21 protein-coding genes are annotated in these 23,835 nt (G+C 37.5%); 18 read left to right on the top strand and 3 right to left on the bottom strand.

Features of this window, described 5'->3' with window-relative positions; translation table 11 throughout:
- The first annotated feature begins 8 nt into the window (after positions 1-8).
- The 11 genes from gorA to BLR83_RS02810 all read left to right on the top strand — a co-directional run bounded on the left by gorA (position 9) and on the right by BLR83_RS02810 (position 13,040).
- Positions 9-1,364: a glutathione-disulfide reductase gene (gene gorA / locus BLR83_RS02860; protein WP_074560208.1), complete on the top strand. Its 1,356-nt coding sequence runs from the start codon at positions 9-11 to the stop codon at positions 1,362-1,364.
- Positions 1,365-1,721: 357 nt separating this feature from the next.
- On the top strand, positions 1,722-3,032 hold the full coding sequence (locus BLR83_RS02855) for an RsmF rRNA methyltransferase first C-terminal domain-containing protein (RefSeq protein ID WP_074560207.1): 1,311 nt from the start codon (positions 1,722-1,724) through the stop codon (positions 3,030-3,032).
- A 143-nt stretch (positions 3,033-3,175) separates the two neighbouring features.
- Positions 3,176-4,042, top strand: coding sequence for a phosphate ABC transporter substrate-binding protein PstS (locus tag BLR83_RS02850; protein WP_074560205.1), 867 nt, complete (start codon positions 3,176-3,178; stop codon positions 4,040-4,042).
- A 9-nt stretch (positions 4,043-4,051) separates the two neighbouring features.
- On the top strand, positions 4,052-4,969 hold the full coding sequence (pstC, locus tag BLR83_RS02845; protein WP_039696856.1) for a phosphate ABC transporter permease subunit PstC: 918 nt from the start codon (positions 4,052-4,054) through the stop codon (positions 4,967-4,969).
- The gene (gene pstA / locus BLR83_RS02840) at positions 4,959-5,846 is read left to right on the top strand and encodes a phosphate ABC transporter permease PstA (protein ID WP_039696857.1); all 888 of its coding nucleotides are present in this window, start codon (positions 4,959-4,961) and stop codon (positions 5,844-5,846) included. The genes pstC and pstA overlap by 11 nt, the downstream gene beginning before the upstream one ends.
- 10 nt (positions 5,847-5,856) lie before the next feature.
- Complete coding sequence (pstB, locus tag BLR83_RS02835; protein ID WP_039696858.1) at positions 5,857-6,660, top strand: phosphate ABC transporter ATP-binding protein PstB; 804 nt, start codon at positions 5,857-5,859, stop codon at positions 6,658-6,660.
- An 11-nt stretch (positions 6,661-6,671) separates the two neighbouring features.
- The gene (gene pstB / locus BLR83_RS02830; protein WP_039696859.1) at positions 6,672-7,430 is read left to right on the top strand and encodes a phosphate ABC transporter ATP-binding protein PstB; all 759 of its coding nucleotides are present in this window, start codon (positions 6,672-6,674) and stop codon (positions 7,428-7,430) included.
- A gap of 30 nt (positions 7,431-7,460) precedes the next feature.
- Complete coding sequence (phoU, locus tag BLR83_RS02825) at positions 7,461-8,114, top strand: phosphate signaling complex protein PhoU (protein WP_039696860.1); 654 nt, start codon at positions 7,461-7,463, stop codon at positions 8,112-8,114.
- A gap of 223 nt (positions 8,115-8,337) precedes the next feature.
- Positions 8,338-10,881, top strand: a complete 2,544-nt coding sequence (locus tag BLR83_RS02820) for a M1 family metallopeptidase (RefSeq protein ID WP_074560203.1) — start codon at positions 8,338-8,340, stop codon at positions 10,879-10,881.
- A 166-nt stretch (positions 10,882-11,047) separates the two neighbouring features.
- Positions 11,048-11,722, top strand: coding sequence for a response regulator transcription factor (locus tag BLR83_RS02815; protein WP_074560202.1), 675 nt, complete (start codon positions 11,048-11,050; stop codon positions 11,720-11,722).
- Positions 11,712-13,040 carry a sensor histidine kinase gene (locus BLR83_RS02810; protein ID WP_074560200.1) on the top strand — a complete coding sequence of 443 codons (1,329 nt, stop codon included), beginning with the start codon at positions 11,712-11,714 and terminating at the stop codon, positions 13,038-13,040. Before BLR83_RS02815 ends, BLR83_RS02810 begins: the two co-directional genes overlap by 11 nt.
- A gap of 85 nt (positions 13,041-13,125) precedes the next feature.
- Here the strand turns inward: BLR83_RS02810 and rpsT are convergent, their stop codons facing one another.
- Together rpsT and coaA are read right to left on the bottom strand one after the other, a co-directional pair.
- Positions 13,126-13,377 carry a 30S ribosomal protein S20 gene (rpsT, locus tag BLR83_RS02805; protein WP_004231769.1) on the bottom strand — a complete coding sequence of 84 codons (252 nt, stop codon included), beginning with the start codon at positions 13,375-13,377 and terminating at the stop codon, positions 13,126-13,128.
- Between the two features lie 75 nt (positions 13,378-13,452).
- On the bottom strand, positions 13,453-14,373 hold the full coding sequence (gene coaA / locus BLR83_RS02800) for a type I pantothenate kinase (RefSeq protein WP_074560199.1): 921 nt from the start codon (positions 14,371-14,373) through the stop codon (positions 13,453-13,455).
- A gap of 131 nt (positions 14,374-14,504) precedes the next feature.
- Between coaA and BLR83_RS02795 the strand changes: the two genes are divergently transcribed.
- The 7 genes from BLR83_RS02795 (at position 14,505) to nox (ending at position 22,695) form a co-directional block, all read left to right on the top strand.
- The gene (locus BLR83_RS02795; RefSeq protein WP_074560197.1) at positions 14,505-15,095 is read left to right on the top strand and encodes a class I SAM-dependent methyltransferase; all 591 of its coding nucleotides are present in this window, start codon (positions 14,505-14,507) and stop codon (positions 15,093-15,095) included.
- Positions 15,096-15,599: 504 nt separating this feature from the next.
- Positions 15,600-16,265, top strand: coding sequence for a deoxyribose-phosphate aldolase (gene deoC, locus BLR83_RS02790; protein WP_074560196.1), 666 nt, complete (start codon positions 15,600-15,602; stop codon positions 16,263-16,265).
- Positions 16,266-16,458: 193 nt separating this feature from the next.
- Positions 16,459-17,523 (top strand): BMP family lipoprotein, encoded by a 1,065-nt coding sequence (locus BLR83_RS02785; protein WP_074560194.1) that lies wholly within the window; start codon positions 16,459-16,461, stop codon positions 17,521-17,523.
- A 147-nt stretch (positions 17,524-17,670) separates the two neighbouring features.
- A complete protein-coding gene (locus tag BLR83_RS02780) occupies positions 17,671-19,215 on the top strand; it encodes an ABC transporter ATP-binding protein (RefSeq protein ID WP_039696866.1) in 1,545 nt (514 codons plus the stop codon).
- Entirely contained in the window at positions 19,208-20,260 is a 1,053-nt protein-coding gene (locus BLR83_RS02775) for an ABC transporter permease (RefSeq protein ID WP_074561093.1), read from the top strand. Before BLR83_RS02780 ends, BLR83_RS02775 begins: the two co-directional genes overlap by 8 nt.
- A 1-nt stretch (position 20,261) precedes the next feature.
- Positions 20,262-21,218: an ABC transporter permease gene (locus BLR83_RS02770; RefSeq protein ID WP_074560192.1), complete on the top strand. Its 957-nt coding sequence runs from the start codon at positions 20,262-20,264 to the stop codon at positions 21,216-21,218.
- 109 nt (positions 21,219-21,327) lie between these two features.
- Entirely contained in the window at positions 21,328-22,695 is a 1,368-nt protein-coding gene (gene nox / locus BLR83_RS02765; RefSeq protein WP_074560190.1) for a H2O-forming NADH oxidase, read from the top strand.
- Between the two features lie 53 nt (positions 22,696-22,748).
- On the opposite strand, the gene BLR83_RS02760 is transcribed toward nox, so the two are convergent.
- Entirely contained in the window at positions 22,749-23,738 is a 990-nt protein-coding gene (locus tag BLR83_RS02760) for an L-lactate dehydrogenase (RefSeq protein ID WP_039696869.1), read from the bottom strand.
- Positions 23,739-23,835: the final 97 nt, after the last annotated feature.

The raw sequence follows: 23,835 nt of genomic DNA, 5'->3' as shown, positions 1-23,835 counted from the left end.
GAGATTACATGGACGTTAAAGAATACGATTATATTGTTATCGGTGGTGGGTCAGGTGGAATTGCTTCTGCCAATCGAGCGGCTATGCATGGAGCAAAAGTGCTTCTTTTTGAAGGTAAAGAAGTCGGTGGTACTTGCGTTAATTTAGGATGTGTTCCTAAAAAAGTGATGTGGTATGGTGCACAAGTTGCGGAAACATTAGCGAATTACGCTGCTGAATATGGCTTTCATCTTGAGCAGAAAAGCTTTGATTTTAAAACTTTGAAAAATAATCGCGAAGCTTACATTGACCGTATTCATGCCTCTTATGAAAGAGGATTTGATAGTAATGGTGTGGAGCGTGTTTATGAATACGCTAGATTTGTAGATGCTCATACAATTGAAGCTGCTGGAAAATATTATACCGCTCCACATATTTTAGTGGCGACAGGTGGTCATGCACTGTATCCAGATATTCCTGGAGCACAGTTTGGTATGGTTTCAGATGATTTTTTTGCTTTAGACGAGCTTCCAAAACGAACTGCTGTTGTCGGAGCTGGTTATATTGCGGTTGAATTAGCTAGTGTTTTACACGCCTTGGGCTCTGATACACAACTTTTTGTTCGAGAAAACCGTCCTTTGCGAAAATTCGATAAAGAAATTGTTGAAACGCTTGTTGACGTCATGGCAGCCAGTGGTCCTACCTTGCATACTTACGCAATTCCAAAAGAAGTTATTAAGAATGATGATGATTCTCTAACCTTGGTATTGAAAAATGGGGAAAATTACACTGTTGATGTGGTTATTTGGGCAATTGGCAGACGAGCCAATATTTCTGGATTCGGTCTTGAAAAAACAGGTGTTGAACTTGACGACAAGGGATTTATAAGAACTGATGAGTTTGAAAATACAAGCGTTAAAGGTATTTATGCTTTAGGCGATGTTAACGGGAAACTCGAATTGACACCTGTTGCGGTTAAGGCAGGTCGTCAGTTATCAGAACGTCTCTTTAACCATAAGCCAAATGCCAAAATGGATTATAAGGATGTTGCAACAGTTATTTTTAGCCATCCTGCCATTGGTTCAATCGGTTATTCAGAAGAAAAAGCCATTGAAGAATTTGGTGCAGATAAGGTAAAAGTTTACCGTTCAAACTTTACACCGATGTACACAGCACTAGGAAATCATCGCCAGCCGAGCAAAATGAAATTGGTTACTCTGGGTGAAAAAGAAAAAATCATTGGTTTACATGGAATCGGATATGGTGTCGATGAAATGATACAAGGCTTTTCAGTAGCTATTAAAATGGGGGCAACTAAGGAAGATTTTGATAATACGGTAGCCATTCATCCAACAGGGGCTGAAGAGTTCGTTACGATGAGATAAGCAAAGAGTAGACTTTTTCAGCTATAGAGATACTCTTCTTTTTAGTTGTCTGAATGCCTTTCATTAAAATTGCGAAAGAGTTCTCTTTCGCCTTCAAAAGCTTTCCCAAAGCTTTTGAACTATTCATCCAACAGGGGCTGAGGAGTTCGTCACGATGAGATAAAAAGTTGCTTTAGATTGTGATATTAGTTATGAAAATCACGAAAGTCTTTGAAATCAAATCCTTTTTTTCAGGATTTTTACAGTAAGTTAAGTAGTTCAAAAAAGAACTGCTTTTTTCTTTTAAAATGCCTACAAAATCAGTCATTTCCTTGTCTTAAAGTTGTAATTAATATGTGAAATTGTTATCATATAAGTATGAAATTACCTGATAAATTTATTGAAAAATACCGTAATCTTCTTGGACAAGAAGCAGATGATTTCTTTGCTACATTTGATCAAGAAGCTGTCTCTGGATTTCGTGTAAATCCTCTGAAAAATGCTCAGCATGTTTTTGAAGATCCTATTCCAAATACCCCTTGGGGTCATTATGGAAAAGTTTCTGGTAAGTCTGCTGAACATGTTTCTGGTCTGGTCTATTCTCAAGAACCTGCTGCTCAAATGGTTGCTCAAGTTGCAGCACCGGGTGAGCACATGCGCGTGCTTGATTTAGCAGCAGCACCGGGTGGTAAATCTACTCACCTTCTTTCTTACATGAATAATACTGGTGTTTTGGTCAGTAATGAAATTTCCAACAAGCGCAGTAAAATTCTGGTTGAGAACGTGGAACGTTTTGGAGCTAAAAATGTTGTTGTAACCAATGAAAGCTCAGACAGATTAGCCAAAGTCTTCAAAGAATACTTTGATTTGATTGTTTTTGATGGACCTTGTTCTGGAGAGGGCATGTTTCGTAAGGATCCTCAAGCTACTCAGTATTGGCATGAAGGTTATCCTGCAGAGTGCGCGAGTCTTCAAAAAGAGATTTTAGAAGAAGCAATGAAAATGCTAGCGCCTGGTGGAACACTGGTCTACTCAACATGTACTTGGTCCCCAGAGGAAAACGAAGGCGTCGTGAACTGGCTATTGTCAGAATACGATTATCTTGAGCTTCTTCCGATTGAAAAAATCAATGGAATGGCTGAAGGAATTGATATGCCAGAGGTTGCTCGCATGTATCCACACCGCTTTAAAGGTGAAGGGCAATTTGTTGCTAAGCTACATGATACGAGGGAACCAGCTCACCGCAAAGTTAAGCCAGTTAAATCTAATCTAATAAAAGATCAGCTTAATCTTTGGCAAGATTTCGCCAAAAAACATCTAAAAATTGAGCTAAATGGGCTCCTACAAACCTTTGGTGATAACCTTTATTTGTTGCCAGAAGGATTGCCTGATTTAGGTAAATTAAAAATTGCTCGTAATGGACTTCACCTAGGAACATTTAAGAAAAATCGTTTCGAACCATCTTTTGCATTGGGCTTAGCCCTTTCACCAAATGACGTAGAACAGTTTGTAGAAATTGATATAGAACAGTTCAAGGTTTATGTTACAGGAAATGTCATAAACTTAGAAAATCCATTAAAAAATGGTTGGTATTTAGTTTCTGTAAACGGCAACGGCATAGGTTTTGCAAAAGTTACTGGGAATATTCTGAAAAATTACTTTCCAAAAGGACTTCGCTTTAATCCTTAAACTGTTATAGGTACAATTTTTGAATGTGATGGCCTGAAAACCACTTTTCAAGCTTTCAGTGATATGTTACTATTTGCATGTGAGGTGTTTGTAACACTTCATGTCAATTACTTTTTATTTTCAAAAAGAAGTAGGAATCGCAAATGAAAAAAATGAAAATTCTTAGCTTTTTATTGCTAGCTACCTCAGTAGCCTTTGTCCTATCTGGTTGTTCAAGCTGGATTGACAAGGGTCAGTCGATTACCAGCGTAGGATCGACAGCTTTGCAACCACTTGTTGAAGCTGCCGCTGATGAGTTCGGATCGACGAATATTGGTAAGACAGTCAATGTCCAAGGTGGTGGATCTGGTACAGGTCTTTCACAAGTTCAGTCAGGGGCTGTTCAAATAGGTAATAGCGATCTTTTCGCAGAAGAAAAAGAAGGTATCAATGCTGATAAGTTGGTGGATCACCAAGTAGCAGTAGCAGGTCTTGCGGTTATTGTTAACAAAAAAGTTCCTGTTAGCAATCTAACCACTGAGCAATTACACCAAATCTTCACTGGTAAAATTACAAACTGGAAAGAAGTTGGTGGGCCAGACTTAGCTATTTCTATTATTAACCGTGCAGCAAGTTCTGGGTCACGTGCGACGTTTGATAGCATCATCATGAAAGGTGATTCAGCTATTCAAAGTCAAGAACAAGACTCAAACGGTATGGTTAAGTCAATCGTATCGCAAACTCCAGGAGCTATTTCTTATCTTGCTTTTGCTTACGTTGATAGTTCTGTTAAGACAATTCGTCTAAACGGTTATAAACCAACAGTTGAAAATGTAACCAAAAATAATTGGCCGCTTTGGTCATATGAACATATGTACACTAAAGGGAAACCAACTGGTTTGACTAAAGAATTCTTGGATTTCGTCATGAGTGATGAGGTTCAAAAAGGTGTCGTTGAACACATGGGTTACATTTCAGTTAACGAAATGAAAGTTACCAAATCAGCTGATGGCACTGTTACAGCAAAATAAGGAGATACTATGAGAAATCAAGATCTTGAGAAACAGTTAACAACGCCTTCAAAAAATTCTCGCCTTGAGAAGTTCGGAAAAGGCATCACATTCTTTTGTTTAGTACTGATTGTTTTCATCGTGGCAATGATTTTAATCTTCGTTGCCCAAAAAGGATTATCAACCTTCTTTGTTGATGGTGTTAATCCAATCACATTCCTCTTTGGAAGTAAATGGGATCCAAGTTCAGGATCATTTGGAGCTCTTCCAATGATTTTGGGATCATTTATTGTAACTATTTTGTCTGCCTTGGTAGCAACTCCGATTGCTATTGGTGCGGCAGTCTTTATGACAGAAATTTCTCCAAAATATGGAGCCAAAATTCTTCAACCAGCTATTGAATTATTGACAGGTATTCCATCTGTTGTTTATGGATTCATTGGTTTGCAAGTTATCGTTCCATTTACACGTTCTATCTTTGGTGGAACTGGGTTCGGTATCTTATCTGGTGTCTGCGTTTTGTTTGTTATGATTTTACCAACGGTAACCTTCATGACAATCGATAGTTTAAAAGCAGTGCCAAGACATTATAAAGAAGCTAGTTTAGCGATGGGAGCCACTCGTTGGCAAACAATCTGGCGCGTTATTTTAAATGCTGCTAGACCTGGTATCTTTACCGCAGTTATTTTCGGTATGGCACGTGCCTTTGGTGAAGCCTTAGCTATCCAAATGGTTGTTGGTAACTCAGCTGTTGTACCAACATCCCTAACAACTCCAGCAGCAACCCTAACATCCGTTCTTACAATGGGAATCGGTAATACCGTTATGGGAACTGTTCAAAATAATGTTCTTTGGTCACTAGCGTTGGTTCTACTCATCATGAGCTTAGGATTCAACATGCTTGTTAAATTTATTACAAGAGAAAGAAAGAGAAACTATGCACGCTAAGAAATTTGATAAGTTAGCAACAGGAATTCTCTATACAATTGCTGGAATTATTGTTGCGATTTTGGCATCATTACTACTATATATCTTGGTAAATGGATTACCTCATGTTAACTGGTCATTCTTGACTGGTAAATCATCATCGTATGAAGCTGGTGGTGGTATTGGGATTCAATTGTATAATTCCCTCTTTCTTTTGGTAATCACATTGGTTATTTCTATTCCTTTGTCAATGGGAGCAGGGATTTACTTATCTGAATACGCGAAAAAAGGACGTTTTACTAACTTCATCAGAACATGTATTGAAATCCTTTCATCTTTACCATCTGTTGTTGTTGGTTTGTTTGGTTATTTGATTTTCGTTGTTCAATTCCAATATGGATTCTCAATCATCTCAGGTGCCCTTGCTCTTACTGTTTTTAACCTTCCACAAATGACACGTAATGTTGAAGATGGTCTTCGTAATGTTCACCACACACAACGTGAAGCAGGTCTTGCGCTTGGTTTGTCACGTTGGGAAACAGTAGTTCACGTGGTTATTCCAGAAGCTCTTCCAAGTATTGTGACTGGTATCGTTCTTGCTTCAGGTCGTATTTTCGGTGAAGCAGCAGCGCTTATCTACACAGCCGGTCAATCAGCACCAGCTCTTGATTGGTCAAACTGGAATCCGCTAAGTATTACAAGTCCGATTTCAATTTTCCGTCAAGCCGAAACTTTGGCTGTTCACATTTGGAAAGTTAATAGTGAAGGAACGATTCCTGATGCGACTCAAGTATCGCAAGGAAGTGCTGCAGTTCTCTTGATTTTCATCTTAATTTTCAACCTCTCAGCACGTTATATCGGTAAAAAACTTCACGCCAAATTAACGTCAGCAAAATAAAGGAGAAGAGATGACAAAGTATAACTGGAATGAAAGACATATTATTACTTTTCCTGAAGAAAAATTAGCCCTTGCGACAAAAGACCTTCACGTTTATTATGGTCAAAAAGAAGCTATCAAAGGGATTGATATGCAGTTTGAAAAAAATAAAATCACTGCTCTTATCGGACCTTCAGGATGTGGTAAATCAACTTTTCTTCGTAGCCTAAATCGTATGAACGATACCATTGACATTGCAAAAGTTACTGGACAAATCTTGTACGAAGGTATTGATGTTAATGCCAAAAACATTAACGTTTACGAAATGCGTAAGCACATCGGAATGGTTTTCCAACGACCAAATCCATTTGCTAAATCAATTTATAAAAATATTACATTTGCCTATGAACGAGCAGGTGTTAAAGATAAACAATTTTTAGATGAAATCGTTGAGACTTCTCTAAAACAAGCCGCTCTCTGGGATCAAGTGAAAGATGATTTGCATAAATCAGCCTTCACCCTTTCAGGTGGTCAACAACAACGCTTGTGTATCGCTCGTGCTATCGCAGTGAAACCTGATATTCTTCTGATGGACGAACCTGCATCAGCCCTTGACCCTGTTGCGACAATGCAATTGGAAGATACAATGTTTGAGTTGAAAAAAGATTACACAATCATTATTGTTACTCATAACATGCAACAAGCAGCACGTGCTAGTGATTATACAGCCTTCTTCTATTTGGGGGATTTGATCGAATACGATAAAACCAATAATATTTTCCAAAATGCCAAATTGCAATCAACTAGCGATTATGTGTCAGGACACTTTGGTTAGAAAGGCAAGACATGACAGAACCTATTTTAAAAGTAAGAGACTTATCTGTTTACTATAATAAGAAAAAAGCGCTCAATAATGTCTCTATGGATTTCTATCCTAATGAAATTACAGCACTTATTGGGCCATCTGGTTCAGGAAAATCAACTCTTCTTCGTTCAATCAATCGAATGGGAGATTTGAATCCAGAGGTGACATTAACAGGCTCAATCGTTTATAATGGACACAACATCTATAGTCCACGAACAGATACGGTTGAACTTCGTAAGGAAATTGGAATGGTTTTCCAACAACCGAATCCATTTCCAATGTCAATTTATGAAAATGTTGTTTATGGCTTACGTCTAAAAGGGATTAAGGATAAACAAGTTTTAGATGAAGCAGTTGAAAGTTCCTTGATTGGTGCTTCAATCTGGGACGAGGTTAAAGACCGTCTGCATGATTCAGCGCTTGGTTTGTCTGGTGGTCAGCAACAGCGTGTCTGTGTTGCGCGTGTTTTGGCAACGAGTCCAAAAATCATTTTGCTTGATGAACCAACATCAGCCCTTGACCCAATTTCAGCAGGTAAGGTTGAAGATACCCTTTATGGTTTGAAAGACAAATACACAATGCTTCTTGTAACACGTTCAATGCAACAAGCTTCACGTATCTCAGACCGTACTGGTTTCTTCCTTGATGGTAAGCTTATTGAATACGGAAAAACGCATGAAATGTTCATGAATCCTAAATGCAAAGAAACCGAAGATTATATCACTGGTAAATTTGGTTAGTTTTGGGAACACTCAAAAGGAGATGATATTATGTTAAGATCAAAATTTGATGATGAATTAGAAAAATTGCATAACCAATTCTACGCTATGGGTACTGAAGTGTTGTCACAAATTAACAAAACAGTTCGTGCTTTCATCAGCCATGACCGTGAATTGGCAAAAGAAGTTATTGAAGGTGATGAAATTGTCAATAACTTTGAAACAAAACTTGAAAAGAAATCTCTTGAGATTATTGCCCTTCAACAACCTGTATCACAAGATTTGCGTACAGTTATCACAGTTTTGAAAGCTTCAAGTGATGTTGAACGTATGGGTGACCATGCAGCCTCTATCGCAAAAGCGACTATTCGCGTTAAAGGTGAAGAACGTTTGCCAGAAGTAGAGGCAGAAATCAAAAAAATGGGTAAAGCTGTTCGCAACATGGTCGAAGAAGCGCTTGACGTTTACGTGACTGGTGATGAAGAACGCGCTTATGAAGTTGCTGCTTCTGATGAAGTGATTGATAACTACTTTAAAGAAATTCAAAACATGGCTGTTGAATCTATCCGCCAACAACCAGATACAGTATTTGCGGGTAAAGAATACCTTCAAGTTATTACTTACTTAGAACGTATCGGTGATTACGCTCGTAACCTTTGTGAGTGGGTCATTTACCTTAAAACAGGTAAAATCATCGAATTATAAAGCTATTAAAGGCTGTCTGCTAGGCAGTCTTTTTGGCTGCCCTTTTTTAAAACTGACATATATCATATTTTGTGATATAATGATGAAGTTTGATGGTATTGTGTGTCAATTCTGACATTTACAAAAAATGACAACAATACTATTACCAAACTTAAATTTAAAAGATTAGGTGATATGGGGGAAACAGTATGTTGGTCCTCATTCTACGTTTTAAAGGAGTTATATGAAAACTGTAGAACATTTTATTGAAAAGTTTGTTCCTGAGAATTACAATATTTTCCTTGATATTAACCGTCAAGCTAAAACTTTTTCAGGAAATGTTGCCATTAGTGGTGAAGCTTTAGATAATGTTATTTCATTCCACCAAAAAGATTTAACTGTTGCTTCTGTTTTATTAGACAACCAAAACCTTGAGTTTACGCTTGACAATGACAACGAAGCGGTTCATGTTGAGTTGCCAGAAACGGGAACAATGACACTTGTTGTTGAGTTTTCAGGTAATATCACTGATAACATGACTGGTATCTACCCATCATATTACACTGTTGATGGTGTAAAAAAAGAAGTCATTTCAACTCAATTTGAAAGTCACTTTGCGCGTGAAGCATTCCCATGTATCGATGAGCCAGAAGCAAAAGCAACATTTGATTTGAGCATCAAATTTGACCAAGCTGAAGGCGAAATCGTACTTTCAAATATGCCTGAAGTTGATGCTGAACGTCGTAAAGAAACTGGTCTTTGGACATTTGACACAACACCTCGCATGTCATCATACTTGCTAGCTTTTGCTCTTGGTGATTTGCAAGGTAAAACAGCTAAAACTAAAAATGGTACTGAAGTAGGAGTCTTCTCAACAAAAGCCCATGCGCTTAAATCATTAGATTTCTCACTTGATATCGCTGTTCGTGTTATTGATTTTTATGAAGAATACTTCGGTGTTAAATACCCAATTCCATTGTCATACCACGTTGCTCTTCCTGACTTCTCAGCGGGAGCTATGGAAAACTGGGGCTTGGTAACATACCGTGAAGTTTATCTTCTAGTTGATGACAATTCAACTGTTAAGAGCCGTCAAAGTGTTGCACTTGTTGTTGCTCACGAGTTAGCTCACCAATGGTTCGGTAACCTTGTTACAATGAAATGGTGGGATGATTTATGGTTGAATGAATCATTTGCCAACATGATGGAATACGTTTCTGTTGATGCTATTGAACCATCATGGAACATCTTTGAAGATTTCCAAACAGGTGGTCTTCCATTGGCTCTTAAACGCGATGCTACTGATGGTGTTCAATCAGTTCATGTTGAAGTCAAACACCCTGATGAAATCAATACCTTGTTTGACCCAGCTATCGTTTACGCCAAAGGTAGCCGCTTGATGCACATGCTTCGTCGTTGGTTAGGAGACGACGATTTCCGTGCAGGCCTTAAAATCTACTTTGAAAAACACCAATACAGCAATACAATTGGTCGCGACCTCTGGGATGCTTTATCAGAAGCATCTGGAAAAGACGTTGCAGCTTTCATGGATGCATGGTTAGAACAACCAGGATATCCAGTGGTTACTGCTGAAGTGGTTGATGATACACTTGTTCTTAGCCAAAAACAATTCTTCATCGGTGAAAGTGTTGATGAAAATCGTATTTGGCCAATTCCACTTAATAGTAATTGGAAAGGACTTCCAGATACTTTAACAGAAGCTCGTCTTGAAATTCCTAATTACAGCAAGCTTGCTGCTGAAAACGAAGGTGCTTTCCGTCTAAATACAGAAAATACTGCTCACTATATTACAAACTACAAAGGTGACTTGTTAGATACAGTTCTTGAACAATTGACTGAACTTGACACTGTTTCAAAACTTCAAGTTATCCAAGAACGTCGTTTGCTTGCTGAAAGTGGCGAAATTTCTTACGCTGAGTTAGTTCCGCTTTTGACAAAACTTTCTGATGAAACATCATACTTGGTAGCGGAAGCTATTTCTCAAGTTGTTGATGGTTTGGATATCTTCTTAGAAGAAGGAAGCCAAGCCCAAGCGCAATTCAAAGCATTGATTAGTCGTTTGATGCAAAAGAACTATGACCGTCTAGGATTTGAACCAAAAGCTGGTGAATCAGACGAAGATGAAATGGTTCGTCAAAATACTATTTCATTGATGTTGTATGCTGATAATGAAGATGCTGTCACAAAAGCGGAGGCTCTTTTCCACCAACACAAAGACAACATCGAAGCAATTCCAGCCTCAATTCGTATGTCAGTTCTTGCGAACCAAATCAAACACGCTGAAACTGAAGAACTTGTATCTCTTTACCTTGACACTTATGTGAAAACTAATGATGGTAACTTCAAACGTCAATTAGCATCAGCTTTGTCAAATACAAAAGAAAATGCAACAGTTGAACGTGTACTTTCTGAATTGAAGAACAAAGACGTTGTTAAACCTCAAGACTTGGCAATGAGCTGGTACCGACCATTCCTTGATAAACCATTCTCTCAAGGGGCATTTTGGACTTGGGCTCGTGAAAACTGGGATTGGATTAAAGCTGCACTTGGTGGCGATATGAGTTTTGATAAATTCGTTATCTACCCAGCTAACTCATTCAAGACAACTGAACGTCTTGAAGAGTACAAAGCATTCTTTGAACCACAATTAAATGATATGGCTATCAGCCGTAACATCACAATGGGTATCAAAGAAATCTCTGCTCGTCTTGATTTGATTAGCACAAGTAAAGTTGCTGTCGAAGAAGCTCTTGCAGCCATAAAATAGTAGTTAATATAAAGAGCGTTTGAGTGAAAACTCAGGCGCTTTTTGTGTTTTTAGGAAATCTTAAGCTGCTTACGATATGCTTTTGATAAACTAAAATTATTGCATTAAATACTTAGACTTAAGGGTTAAGTCATGATATAATAAGACGAATAAGGGAGCAAGATATATGATTAAGATTTTATTAGTAGAAGATGATTTGAGTTTGTCAAATTCAATCTTTGATTTTTTAGATGATTTTGCAGATGTTATGCAAGTCTTTGACGGAGAAGAAGGACTTTACGAAGCTGAAAGTGGCGTTTATGACCTTATTTTGCTTGATTTGATGTTACCCGAAAAAGATGGTTTCCAAGTTCTTAAAGAATTACGCGAACAAGGCATTACAACACCAGTTTTGATTATGACAGCTAAGGAAAGTCTTGATGATAAAGGACATGGTTTTGAACTTGGTGCTGATGATTATTTGACAAAACCATTTTATCTTGAAGAATTGAAGATGCGTATTCAAGCGCTTTTAAAACGTTCAGGAAAATTTAATGACAATACGCTTTCTTACCATGAATTAACAGCTGATACATCAACCAACACAACAACCGTTAACGGTGAAAAAGTTGAATTACTTGGTAAGGAATTTGATTTATTGGTTTATTTCTTACAAAACCAAAATGTTATTTTACCAAAATCACAAATCTTTGACCGCATTTGGGGCTTTGATAGCGATACAACAATCTCAGTTGTCGAAGTTTATGTTTCTAAGATTCGCAAAAAATTAAAAGGAACAAGCTTTGCTAAAAATCTACAAACACTACGTAGCGTAGGATATATTCTAAAAGATGCTGAATAACATACATAGAAAACTGTCTACAGGAACTTTTTCTAATTTCTTCCATTTCTTTGCAGTCTTTACAGGGATTTTCATCATCATGACCACAATCATTTTGCAGATTATGCGTTATGGTCTTTATTCTTCTGTAGATACGACATTGCAAAATGCAGCAAGCAATGCGAGTGATTACGTGACTCGGACAATGGAGCGTAGTGATTCCTTGCAATCTAATAATGCTTTAGATGGTTCGGGAAAAAGTAAGCCTAGTTCAAATGTCGCTGGCTTAAGTAATGTCAGCGTTCTTTTATATGATACGAATGGTAAAATCGTTAACGCCTTAGATGCTTTTGTTCAATTCGGGACACTATCATCAAGCGTCGATGAAGACACAATTGGTGAGATTAAAGATGAGAAGATGACAACCATCTTTGGTCAGACAGAAAAATATCATGTTCTAACAGCCCGGGTGTATAGCAGTGATTACCCATCGATTGAGTACGCTACATTCTTGATTAGTGTCAGTCAGCTAGATGAAGCAAATGAACGTTATGTGACCATAACTGTCTCAGTTATGATTATTTTCTGGATGATTTCAATTTTAGCAAGTATTTACTTGGCTAACTGGATGCGTAAGCCAATTCTTGAAAGTTATGAAAAACAAAAACGATTCGTTGAAAACGCCAGTCATGAGTTAAGAACTCCGCTTGCAGTGCTTCAAAACCGACTTGAAAGTCTCTTCAGACGACCAGATGCGACGATTCTTGATAATACCGAAAGTATTGCAGCTAGTCTTGATGAAGTGCGAAATATGCGCATTCTAACAACGAATCTTTTGAATCTTGCTAGACGAGATGATGGTTTGAAGGTAGAATTAGAAGAAATTCAACCATCTACATTTAACGAGATTTTTGAGAATTATAACATGATTGCCGAGGAGAATGGTAAAACTTTTGTCGCTCACAATTCTGCTGACCGTCCAATAAAAACGGACCGTACATTGCTTAAACAATTGATGACAATCTTGTTTGATAATGCGATTAAGTACACCGATGATGATGGTTTCATCGAATTTACTGTGAAAACAACGGACCGTCAAACTATTTTAACCGTCGCTGATAATGGACCAGGTATTAGTGATGCTGACAAAGCGAAAATTTTTGATCGTTTTTACCGTGTTGATAAGGCAAGGACACGCCAAAAAGGTGGTTTTGGTTTAGGATTGTCTTTAGCTAAACAAATTGTGGATGCTTTGAAAGGTGATATCCAAGTAAAAGATAATCATCCAAAAGGAACGATTTTTGAAGTTCGTTTCAATCGACATAATTTTGGTAAATAAAAAAGGGACGCATTAAGCGTCCTTTTTGTTTGTAAGAGTGTTCATTAGAAAAAAGAAAAACTCCATTTGGAGTTTTCATTGGATATTATTTAGCCAATTTAGCAGCAAGACGTGCTTTATCGCGGCTAGCTTTGTTTTTGTGAATCAAACCTTTTGATTCAGCTTTATCGATGCTTGCAGAAGCAGCACGGAAAAGCTCTTCAGATGGGTTAGCTTCAAATGCTTTGATAGCAGAACGCATAGCTGATTTTTGTGCTGAATTTTTTTCGTTTTGTTTAACGTTAAGTTCAGCGCGTTTGATAGCTGATTTAATATTTGCCAATGTTTTCACCTCCAAATTAATCTAACTACATTATTATATAGAATTTATTGCGTTTTGGCAAGTCTTAATCACTGTTTCAGGAAAATTTACTTATTTTTTCAAGTAAATACGATCGATTTTATGATTATCAGTCTTGTGTAAAATCAATTCAGCCCTGTTACGAGTAGGTTCGATGTATTTTTCTAAGTTAACAAGATTGACTGTCTTCCAGACCATTTTTGCAAATTCTAGAGCATCTTTGTGCGGCATTTTGACAAAACGATTATAATAGTTTGTTTGGTCAGTCTTAGCGAGCTCCAATAAACTATCAAAACGTTCTAGGTACCATTTTTCAATTAAATCATTTTCAGCATCGATATAAATAGAAAAATCAAAATAACCTGTCATATAGATACGCTTGTTTTTTTGATTCTGAAAAACGTTGATTCCTTCGACAATCAAGAAATCGGGTGCTTCGATAACTTGCTCTTGATCTGGTATGATGTCGTATACTTCGTGTGAGTAGACAGGAATGCGAGCTGTCATTCCATTTTTGACAGTATCAAGGAAGTTTAAAAGAAGTTCCATATTATAACTTTCAGGAAATCCTTTGCGATCTAAGATATTTTGCTCAATCAAGACCTTATTTGGGTAAATGAATCCGTCTGTCGTAACCATTTCAACTTTACTGTCTTTAAATGTACGAGAGAGTAGAAGTTGTAGGAGACGGCTAGTGGTTGATTTACCAACAGCTACAGAACCAGAGATTCCAATGATGAAAGGTCGTTTACTCGCTTCTTTTTTTAAGAAGATACTTTTAGAAAAAGATAAATTTTCTTGAGCGTTTTTGTAAATCTGAATCAAGCTAATTAATGGAAGGTAAACTTCGATAACATCTTGAATACTGATGTTATCATTTAAACTTTTAATTGATTCAAGTTCCTCTGCTGTAAGAAGAGGTTGAGTCTTTCGATGTAATTCCTGCCAAGTCTCGCGAGAAATAAGATCAAAATTAATAAATTCGTTAGTCATACGAAACTCCTTAAAGAGGTTATGAACTCTATTATAGCATTTTAAGCTTCGATTGAAAACAGTTACATTGTTTGATAAGACGAAAGAGTATGATAAAATAGAAGTGCATTATAAGAGAAAGTGATAGAAGAATGACTAAAATGTATTATGCGGAAAACCCTGATAGCGCTCATGACATTCATGAATTGAAGGTTACTTTGCTTGGGCAGTCTTTTACCTTTTTAACAGATTCAGGTGTTTTCTCTAAAAAAATGGTTGATTACGGCAGCCAAGTCCTTTTAAATACCTTAGATTTTGAAAAGGACAAAACGCTTTTGGATCTTGGATGTGGTTACGGTCCTTTGGGAATTTCATTAGCTAAAGTTCAAGGTGTTAAACCAACTATGGTTGATATCAATAATCGTGCGATTGATTTAGCCAAGCAAAATGCACAAAAAAATGGAGTCAGCGCCGATATCTTCCAATCAAATATTTACGAAAAAGTGACTGGGACATTTGATTATATAATCAGTAATCCGCCAATTCGCGCTGGAAAACAAGTTGTCCATACGATTATTTCTGAAAGTATTAACTATTTAAACGCTGGTGGAAACCTGACTATTGTAATTCAGAAAAAGCAAGGGGCACCAAGTGCTAAAGCTAAAATGGAAGAAATTTTCGGAAACGTTGAGATTTTAAAACGTGATAAAGGCTATTATATTTTACGCAGTGAAAAAAATTAATAAGTGAATAAAAAATCTTTATTGAATTAGTTATTATTTCTAGTTCGATAAGGATTTTTTTGTTGGATTCCTTTAATGACAAGCTTTGTGACAAATGTCATAGAATAATTATGACATGGTAGTCACTTTCTAAAGTATAATTATTCACATAAAAATCATAAAATACACTAATTTTAAGCGATTACATAGCTAAAATACACTGATTTTATGGTCGCAAAATCTTGTTGTTTATAGTAAAATGATAGAAAAAGGTTCAGAAATACCGAATATGACATATGACACATATGTCATATTTAACGCAAAAAGGTTGCTACAATAAGGTTTTTATACAGAAGTGAAACGAAATAAGCGTTTTAATGAATTTTCGGTTTTTGCCATTTTTTCTCTTTATTAAAAAAATAGCAAAAAAGACTTACATTCTATCAAAAAAATGGTAGAATAGATAGAGTGTAATTATTAATGAAATGAAAATAACATTTTCAGGAAGGAACGGAAATTATATTAATGTCAATTAACAAATACATTGATCACACTTTATTGAAACCTGAAAGCACTCAAGATCAAATTGATAATCTTATTGCTGAAGCTAAAGAATACAACTTTGCTAGCGTCTGCGTTAACCCAACTTGGGTTTCTCATGCTGCGGAAGCCTTAAAAGATTCTGATGTAAAAGTTTGTACTGTTATCGGATTCCCTCTAGGGGCTAACACAAGTCGTGTAAAAGCGTTCGAAACAAAAGACGCTATCGAAAACGGTGCTGATGAGATTGATATGGTTATTAATATCGGTCGCTTGAAAGCAAAAGAATATGATTTTGTTGAAAATGATATTCGTGCTGTTGTTGAAGCAAGTGGCGATAAATTAGTAAAAGTTATCATTGAAACTTGTCTTTTAACTGATGAAGAAAAAGAAAAAGCATGTCAATTATCAGTTGCAGCTGGAGCTGATTACGTTAAAACATCTACTGGTTTCTCAACTGCAGGAGCAAATGTACACGATGTTGCCCTTATGCGTAAAACAGTCGGTCCTAACATCGGCGTAAAAGCTGCAGGTGGTGCTCGTTCATATGCTGATGCAGAAGCATTTGTCAAAGCAGGAGCAACACGCATTGGAGCATCTTCTGGTGTTGCAATTGTTAATGGTGAAACAGCTGCAGAAGGTAGCTACTAAGCATTAATACTATTTGAGTTTTAACAAACAACCTATTTCCATTGTGGACGGTCGCGATGACGGTCAGGTGGTAACATTGCCACAGTTTTGTAGACGTCTAAATGTCTATTTCAGAGTGTTCATTAAGCCATTTGGCTTGATAGATTTTAGCAACAAACGTTGCTTATAAGTTTTTTAGGAGGGTTCATTTTTCATGAACAAGAAAATTGTTGGTCTTGGACTTGCTGCAGTAGCAACATTAGCGCTTGGCGCATGTAGTCGTTCAAATTCATCTAGCTCTAGCTCAAACTCAAGCGTAAAAGCTGCAATCGTTACTGATACAGGTGGTGTTGATGATAAATCATTCAACCAATCTGCTTGGGAAGGTATGCAAGCTTGGGGTAAAGAAAACAAATTGAAAAAAGATACTGACTACACTTACTTCCAATCTGATAGTGAGTCAGACTATGCAACAAACCTTGACTCAGCTGTTTCAAATGGTTACAACCTTGTTTTTGCAATTGGTTACAACCTTCACGATGCAGTTGATGAAGCTGCTCCACAAAACGAAGATACAAACTATGTTATCATCGATGATGTTGTTGCAGACCACAAAAACGTTGAAAGTGTATTGTTCGCAGATAACGAAGGTGCTTACCTTGCAGGTATCGCAGCTGCAATGCAAACTAAAACAAAACACGTTGGTTTTGTAGGTGGTGTAGAATCTGACACAATCACTCGTTTTGAAACTGGATTCAAAGAAGGTGTTGCTTCAGTAGACAGCTCAATCAAAGTTGACGTTCAATACGCTGGTTCATACTCTGACTCAGCTAAAGGTAAAACAATCGCTGCAACAATGTACGCTAGCGGTGCTGATGTTATTTACCATGCTGCTGGTGGTTCAGGTACTGGTGTCTTCTCACAAGCTAAAGAAATCAACGAAAAATTACCAGCTGATAGCGATCAAAAAGTTTGGGTTATCGGTGTAGACCGTGACCAAACTGAAGAAGGTAACTACACTTCATCAGATAAAGTGAAATCAAACTTTGTTTTGACTTCAACAATCAAAGAAGTAGGTCAAGTTGTTAAAGATATCGCTAACGGTCAACTTAAAGATGAAAAATTCGGTGGTAACCAAACTCGTACATACGGTCTTAAAGACGGTGGTGTAGATCTTGTTACTACAAACCTTCCTGATAACATCAAATCTGCTGTAGATGCTGCAAAAGAAAAAGTTATCAAAGGCGAAGTAAAAGTTGATGACGGCGTGAAAAAATAATCGCTCTTTTGAAAAAAGCGACCAATTTGGTCGCCTTTTTTCAGGGGCTGAGATAAAAAGTCATTTTTATCTCAGTTAAGTTCATTAAAAGTCTTTTAATGGGCTTAACTGACCTAAAAATTATTATTAGACTGAAAGGGATCACAAATGACACATGAAAACGTCATAGAAATGCGTGAGATTACCAAGAAATTTGGTGATTTTGTCGCAAATGACCATATTAATTTAGAAGTCAGAAAAGGTGAAATCCATGCTCTTCTTGGAGAAAATGGTGCCGGTAAATCGACTTTGATGAATATGCTTGCTGGTCTTTTGCAACCAACAAGTGGTCAAATCTTGGTAAAAGGTGAAGAAGCTACACTAGATTCACCATCTAAATCTGCTAAGATGGGCATTGGAATGGTTCACCAACACTTTATGTTGGTTGAAGCTTTTACAGTTGCTGAAAACATTATCTTGGGTAATGAAGTAACAAAAGGTCCTGGAATCCTTGACCTTAAAAAAGCAAGTAAAGAAATCAAAGAATTATCAGAGAAATACGGTTTAGCCGTAGATCCGTCTGCTAAAATTTCTGATATTTCAGTTGGTGCGCAACAACGTGTTGAAATCTTAAAAACACTTTACCGCGGAGCTGATATCATTATCTTTGATGAACCAACAGCTGTTTTAACACCTTCTGAAATTACTGAATTGCTTGATATTATGCGTAATTTGGTTAAAGAAGGCAAATCAATCATCTTAATTACTCACAAACTTGATGAAATTCGTGCCGTAGCAGACCGAGTTACAGTTATCCGTCACGGTAAATCAATTCAAACAGTTCCTGTCGCTGATTCAACAAGTAACGAATTGGCTGAAATGATGGTTGGTCGTGCTGTTTCATTCAAAACAGATAAAATTCCAGCTAATCCAAAAGACGTTGTTCTTTCAATCAAAGATTTAGTTGTTAACGAAAACCGAGGCGTTCCAGCTGTTAAAGAATTGTCATTGGATGTTCGTGCTGGTGAAATCGTTGGTATCGCAGGTATCGATGGAAATGGTCAAACAGAATTGGTTGAAGCATTGACTGGTTTGCGTAAAGTTGAATCAGGTAATTTCTTCATCAAAGGTGTTGACATGACAAACCAACGTCCACGTAAGATTACTGAATTGGGTGTTGGGCACGTACCAGAAGATCGTCACCGTGATGGTATGGTTCTTGATATGACAATTGCTGAAAATATTGCTCTTCAAACTTACTATAAAGAGCCGTTCAGTAAACATGGTTTCATGAACTATCACAAGTTGAATGAACACGCTCGTCAATTGATGGCTGAATTCGATGTTCGTGCTGCAAGTGAATTGGTATCAGGTGGTGCCCTTTCAGGTGGTAACCAACAAAAAGCTGTTATTGCTCGTGAAATCGACCGCAATCCTGATTTGCTTATCGTAAGTCAACCAACACGTGGACTTGACGTCGGTGCGATTGAATATATTCGTAAACGTTTGGTTGCCGAACGTGATAAAGGTAAAGCCGTTTTAGTTATTAGTTTTGAATTAGATGAAATCCTTGATGTTTCCGACCGTATTGCCGTTATTCATGATGGTAAAATTCAAGGTATCTTAGACGCTGCCACAACCAATAAACAAGAACTTGGTATTTTGATGGCTGGTGGAAAAGTGGAAAAGGAGGATTCTAATGTTAATGTCTAAGAAAACCCAAAAATGGGCTGTTCCATTGATTGCAGTATTCCTTGGAATGTTACTCGGAGCAATCCTTATGCTTTGCTTCGGATACAATCCTTTGTGGGCATATAACGATTTGCTTTACACTGCATTTGGTTCAGTAAAAAATATTGGTGAAATCTTCCGTGCAATGGGTCCACTTATCCTGATTGCCCTTGGTTTCTCAGTTGCTTCAAAAGCTGGTTTCTTTAACGTTGGTCTTCCTGGTCAAGCGTTAATGGGTTGGGTAATGTCAGTTTGGTTTGCTTTGTCATTCCCTGATTTACCAAAACCATTTTCAGTAATTTGTACTGTTTTGGTTGGTCTTATTGCTGGTGGTATCGCTGGAGCAATTCCTGGTATTTTACGTGCTTTCCTTGGTACAAGTGAAGTTATCGTTACAATCATGATGAACTACATCATCTTGTACGGAACACAATACCTTATCCAAGATGTCTTTCCAGATAAAATCATGCGTACAACAGAAGCAACTATCAAAGTTTCTGAAAATGCATCATATCAAACAGAATGGTTATCTGCTTTAACAGATAACTCACGTATCAACATCGGTATTTTCATCGCCTTATTTGCTGTCTTTATCGTATGGTTCTTAATGCGTAAAACAACACTGGGTTATGAAATTACTTCTGTAGGGATTAACCCACATGCTGCTGAATACGCTGGTATGTCAGCTAAACATTTGATTGTAGTTTCAATGATTATCTCAGGTGCTCTTGCTGGTCTTGGTGGTACTGTTGAAGGTCTTGGAACATTCGGAAATGTTTATTCTCAAACAAGCTCATTAAGTATCGGATGGGACGGAATGGCCGTATCTCTACTTGCTGTTAATACAGCTCTTGGTATTCCATTTGCTTCATTCTTGTATGCCGTTCTTTCAATCGGTAAAACAGGTATGATTGGTATCCCATCAGAAGTTATCGATGTTGTGTCAGCATTCATCATCTTCTTCGTTGGAGCTGACTACTTGATTCGTCAATTTATTAAAACTAAAAAAGAAGAAGGAGGAAAGTAAGATGAGTTTTTCAACAACGTTAGCCCTATTAGTTTCTTCCATGCTAATTTATTCTGCACCTTTGATTTTCACAAGTATCGGTGGAACATTCTCTGAACGCGGAGGTATCGTTAACGTCGGTCTTGAAGGGATCATGGTCATGGGTGCTTTCTCAGGTGTTTTGTTCAACCTTACATATGCTGATGTTTTCGGACATGCGACACCTTGGGTTGCTTCAATTGTTGCTGGTTTAGTTGGTCTCTTGTACTCACTTATCCACGCAGTAGCAACTATTAATTTACGTGCTGACCACGTAGTGTCTGGTACAGTATTGAACTTGATTGCACCATCATTTGCGGTTTTCCAATGCCGTCACTTGTTTGGTAAAGGTCAAACAGATACAATTACTCAAACATTCGGTCGTTTTTCATTCCCGATTTTAAAAGATATTCCATTTATCGGAAAAATCTTCTTCAACAATACATCATTAGTGGCTTATGTAGCGATTTTGGTGTCATTTATTTCATGGTACATCATCTTCAAAACACGTTTTGGTCTTCGCCTTCGTTCAGTTGGTGAACACCCACAAGCAGCTGATACACTAGGTATTAATGTTTACCTTATGCGTTACGCAGGTGTTATGATTTCAGGTTTCCTTGGAGGAATCGGTGGTGCTGTTTACGCACAAACTATTTCAAATAACTTTGCGGTTACAACAATTGCAGGTCCTGGTTTCATCGCTCTTGCTGCTATGATTTTTGGTCGTTGGAATCCAGTTGGTGCTATGCTTTCAAGTCTATTCTTCGGTTTATCACAATCTCTTGCGATTATTGGAGCACAATTACCATTCTTCTCAAGCATTCCATCTGTTTACCTTAAAGTTGCACCATATGTATTGACAATCGTTGTCTTAGCAGCCTTCTTCGGTAAAGCTGTTGCACCAAAAGCAGATGGTGTTAACTACATTAAATCGAAATAAAACAAATAAGTTGGTATTATGCCAACTTATTTTTTAAGCTAAATAATTGTAAGCGTTTTAAATATATGATATAGTTACCTTAATAAATAAGATAATCGAGGTTACTTCTATGAGTAAAATTGTTGTAATTGGAGCAAATCACGCTGGTACAGCTTGCATAAAAACGATGTTAACTAACTATGGTTCTGAAAACGAAGTGGTGGTATTTGATCAAAATTCAAATATCTCATTTTTAGGATGTGGGATGGCTTTATGGATTGGTCAGCAGATTTCAGGACCAGAAGGGCTTTTTTATTCAAATAAAGAAGAACTTGAGCAGTTGGGCGCAAGAATTTACATGAATTCTCCTGTAGAGTCAGTTGATTACGATAAGAAATTGGTGACGGCTCTAGTTGACGGTAAGCCACATCTAGAAAGCTACGATAAATTGATTTTTGCGACAGGTTCAAGGCCGATTATTCCACCGATTAAGGGAGTTGAGCTAAAAGAAGATAGCCAAGAATTTGAAGCTAAGTTGGAAAACATTCAGTTTGTAAAACTCTATCAAAATGCTCAAGATGTCATTGAAAAGCTTAAGGAAAAAGAGATTTCACGTGTTGCAGTTGTGGGTGCTGGTTACATTGGTGTAGAATTAGCAGAAGCCTTTCAACGTAAAGGAAAAGAAGTGACATTGATTGATGTTGCTGATACATGTCTTGCAGGTTATTATGACGAAGATTTAAGTGCCATTATGGCAAATAATCTTCAAGCTCATGGCATCAAGTTAGCTTTCGGAGAAACCGTTAAAGAAGTTGTCGGAAAAACAAAAGTTGAAAAAATCATCACGGATAAAGCAAGTTATAATGTTGATATGGTTATCCTTGCTGTTGGCTTTAGACCAAATACAAACCTTGCTGCTGGAAAAGCTGAACTTTTCAAAAACGGCGCTTTTCTCGTTGATAAAAAACAAGAAACAAGTATTCCAGGCGTTTATGCTATCGGTGATTGTGCAACCATTTATAACAATGCTTCTCGGGAAACAGATTATATCGCACTAGCCTCAAATGCAGTAAGGACAGGTATCGTTGCTGCGCATAATGCTTGCGGACACAATCTTGAAGGAATTGGTGTGCAAGGTTCAAACGGTATTTCCATTTATGGTTTAAATATGCTATCAACTGGTTTAACACTTGAAAAAGCAAAAGCTAAAGGCTTTGACGCAGAAGAAGTTGAATACAGTGATAAACAAAAACCAGATTTCATCGAGAAAAATAACTTCGAAGTCACTTTAAAGATTGTTTATGACAAAGAAAGCAGACGTGTACTAGGCGCTCAGATGCTGGCTATGGCAGATGTTTCATTAGGTATTCACCTTTTCTCACTAGCTATTCAAGAAGGCGTAACGATTGATAAATTAGCTCTCACAGATTTATTCTTCTTACCTCACTTCAATAAGCCGTACAACTACATCACAATGGCTGCCTTAAATGCAAAATAAGACACAAAAAAAGCTATCCGAAAGGATAGCTTTTTATTTTGAAAAACTAGAAATTAGTTTTTGCAAGCAGAAGCAAATTCTTCTTTAGAGAAAGCTTCGTCGATGATAGCTTTCAATTCTTTAGCAGAAGCTTCCATTTTTTGTTGTTCAGCGTCATTCAATGGAATGTTAACTGGACGAACGATACCGTGTGCACCAACGATAGCTGGTTGACCGATGTAGCAGTCAGTTACGTTAGCGTATTGACCTTCTTGGAATACAGAAAGTGGAAGTACTGCGTTTTCATCGTTAAGGATTGCTTTAGTGATACGAGCAAGCGCAACAGCGATACCGTAGAATGTAGCACCTTTTTTGTTGATGATTGAGTAAGCAGCGTCACGAACACCTTCGAAAAGTTCAACCAATTCAGCTTCTTCAACGTTTTGAACGTCTTTAAGGTAGCTTTCAAGGTTTACACCGGCAACGTTAGCGTGTGACCAAACAGCGAATTCTGAGTCACCGTGTTCACCCATGATGTATGCGTGAACTGAACGAGCATCAACATCAAGTTTTTCAGCCAATGCTTGACGGAAACGAGCTGAGTCAAGTGAAGTACCTGAACCGATAACGCGTTCTTTAGGGAATCCAGAGAATTTCCATGTTGAGTAAGTCAAGACGTCAACTGGGTTTGCAGCAACCAAGAAGATTCCTTTGAATCCAGATTTAACAACTTCAGTTACGATTGATTTGTTGATAGCAAGGTTTTTACCAACAAGGTCAAGACGAGTTTCACCTGGTTTTTGTGGAGCACCTGCAGTGATAACTACAAGGTCAGCATCTGCACAGTCTTCGTATTTAGCTGCGTAGATTTTTTTAGGTGAAGTGAAAGCAAGAGCGTGGCTAAGGTCTTCAGCATCCCCAACAGCTTTGTTGAACAATTGTGGGATTTCGATGATACCAAGTTCTTGAGCGATTCCTTGGTTTACAAGTGCGAATGCGTAAGAAGAACCTACGGCACCGTCACCAACAAGGATAACTTTTTTGTGTTGTTTAGTTGCAGTCATTTATCTAAACATCTCCTTAATTTTTTTAGGCTGACGCCCATACGAATAATATTTTAACACGTTAAGTGAGAAATGTCACGAACTTATTGTAAAAATT

Origin of the sequence: Streptococcus equinus (assembly GCF_900101445.1) — a bacterium.
In the GTDB taxonomy this organism is placed as follows: domain Bacteria; phylum Bacillota; class Bacilli; order Lactobacillales; family Streptococcaceae; genus Streptococcus; species Streptococcus equinus_B.
Note: the sequence above shows the minus strand (reverse complement) of the source record. Positions and strands in the feature narration are given on the sequence as shown.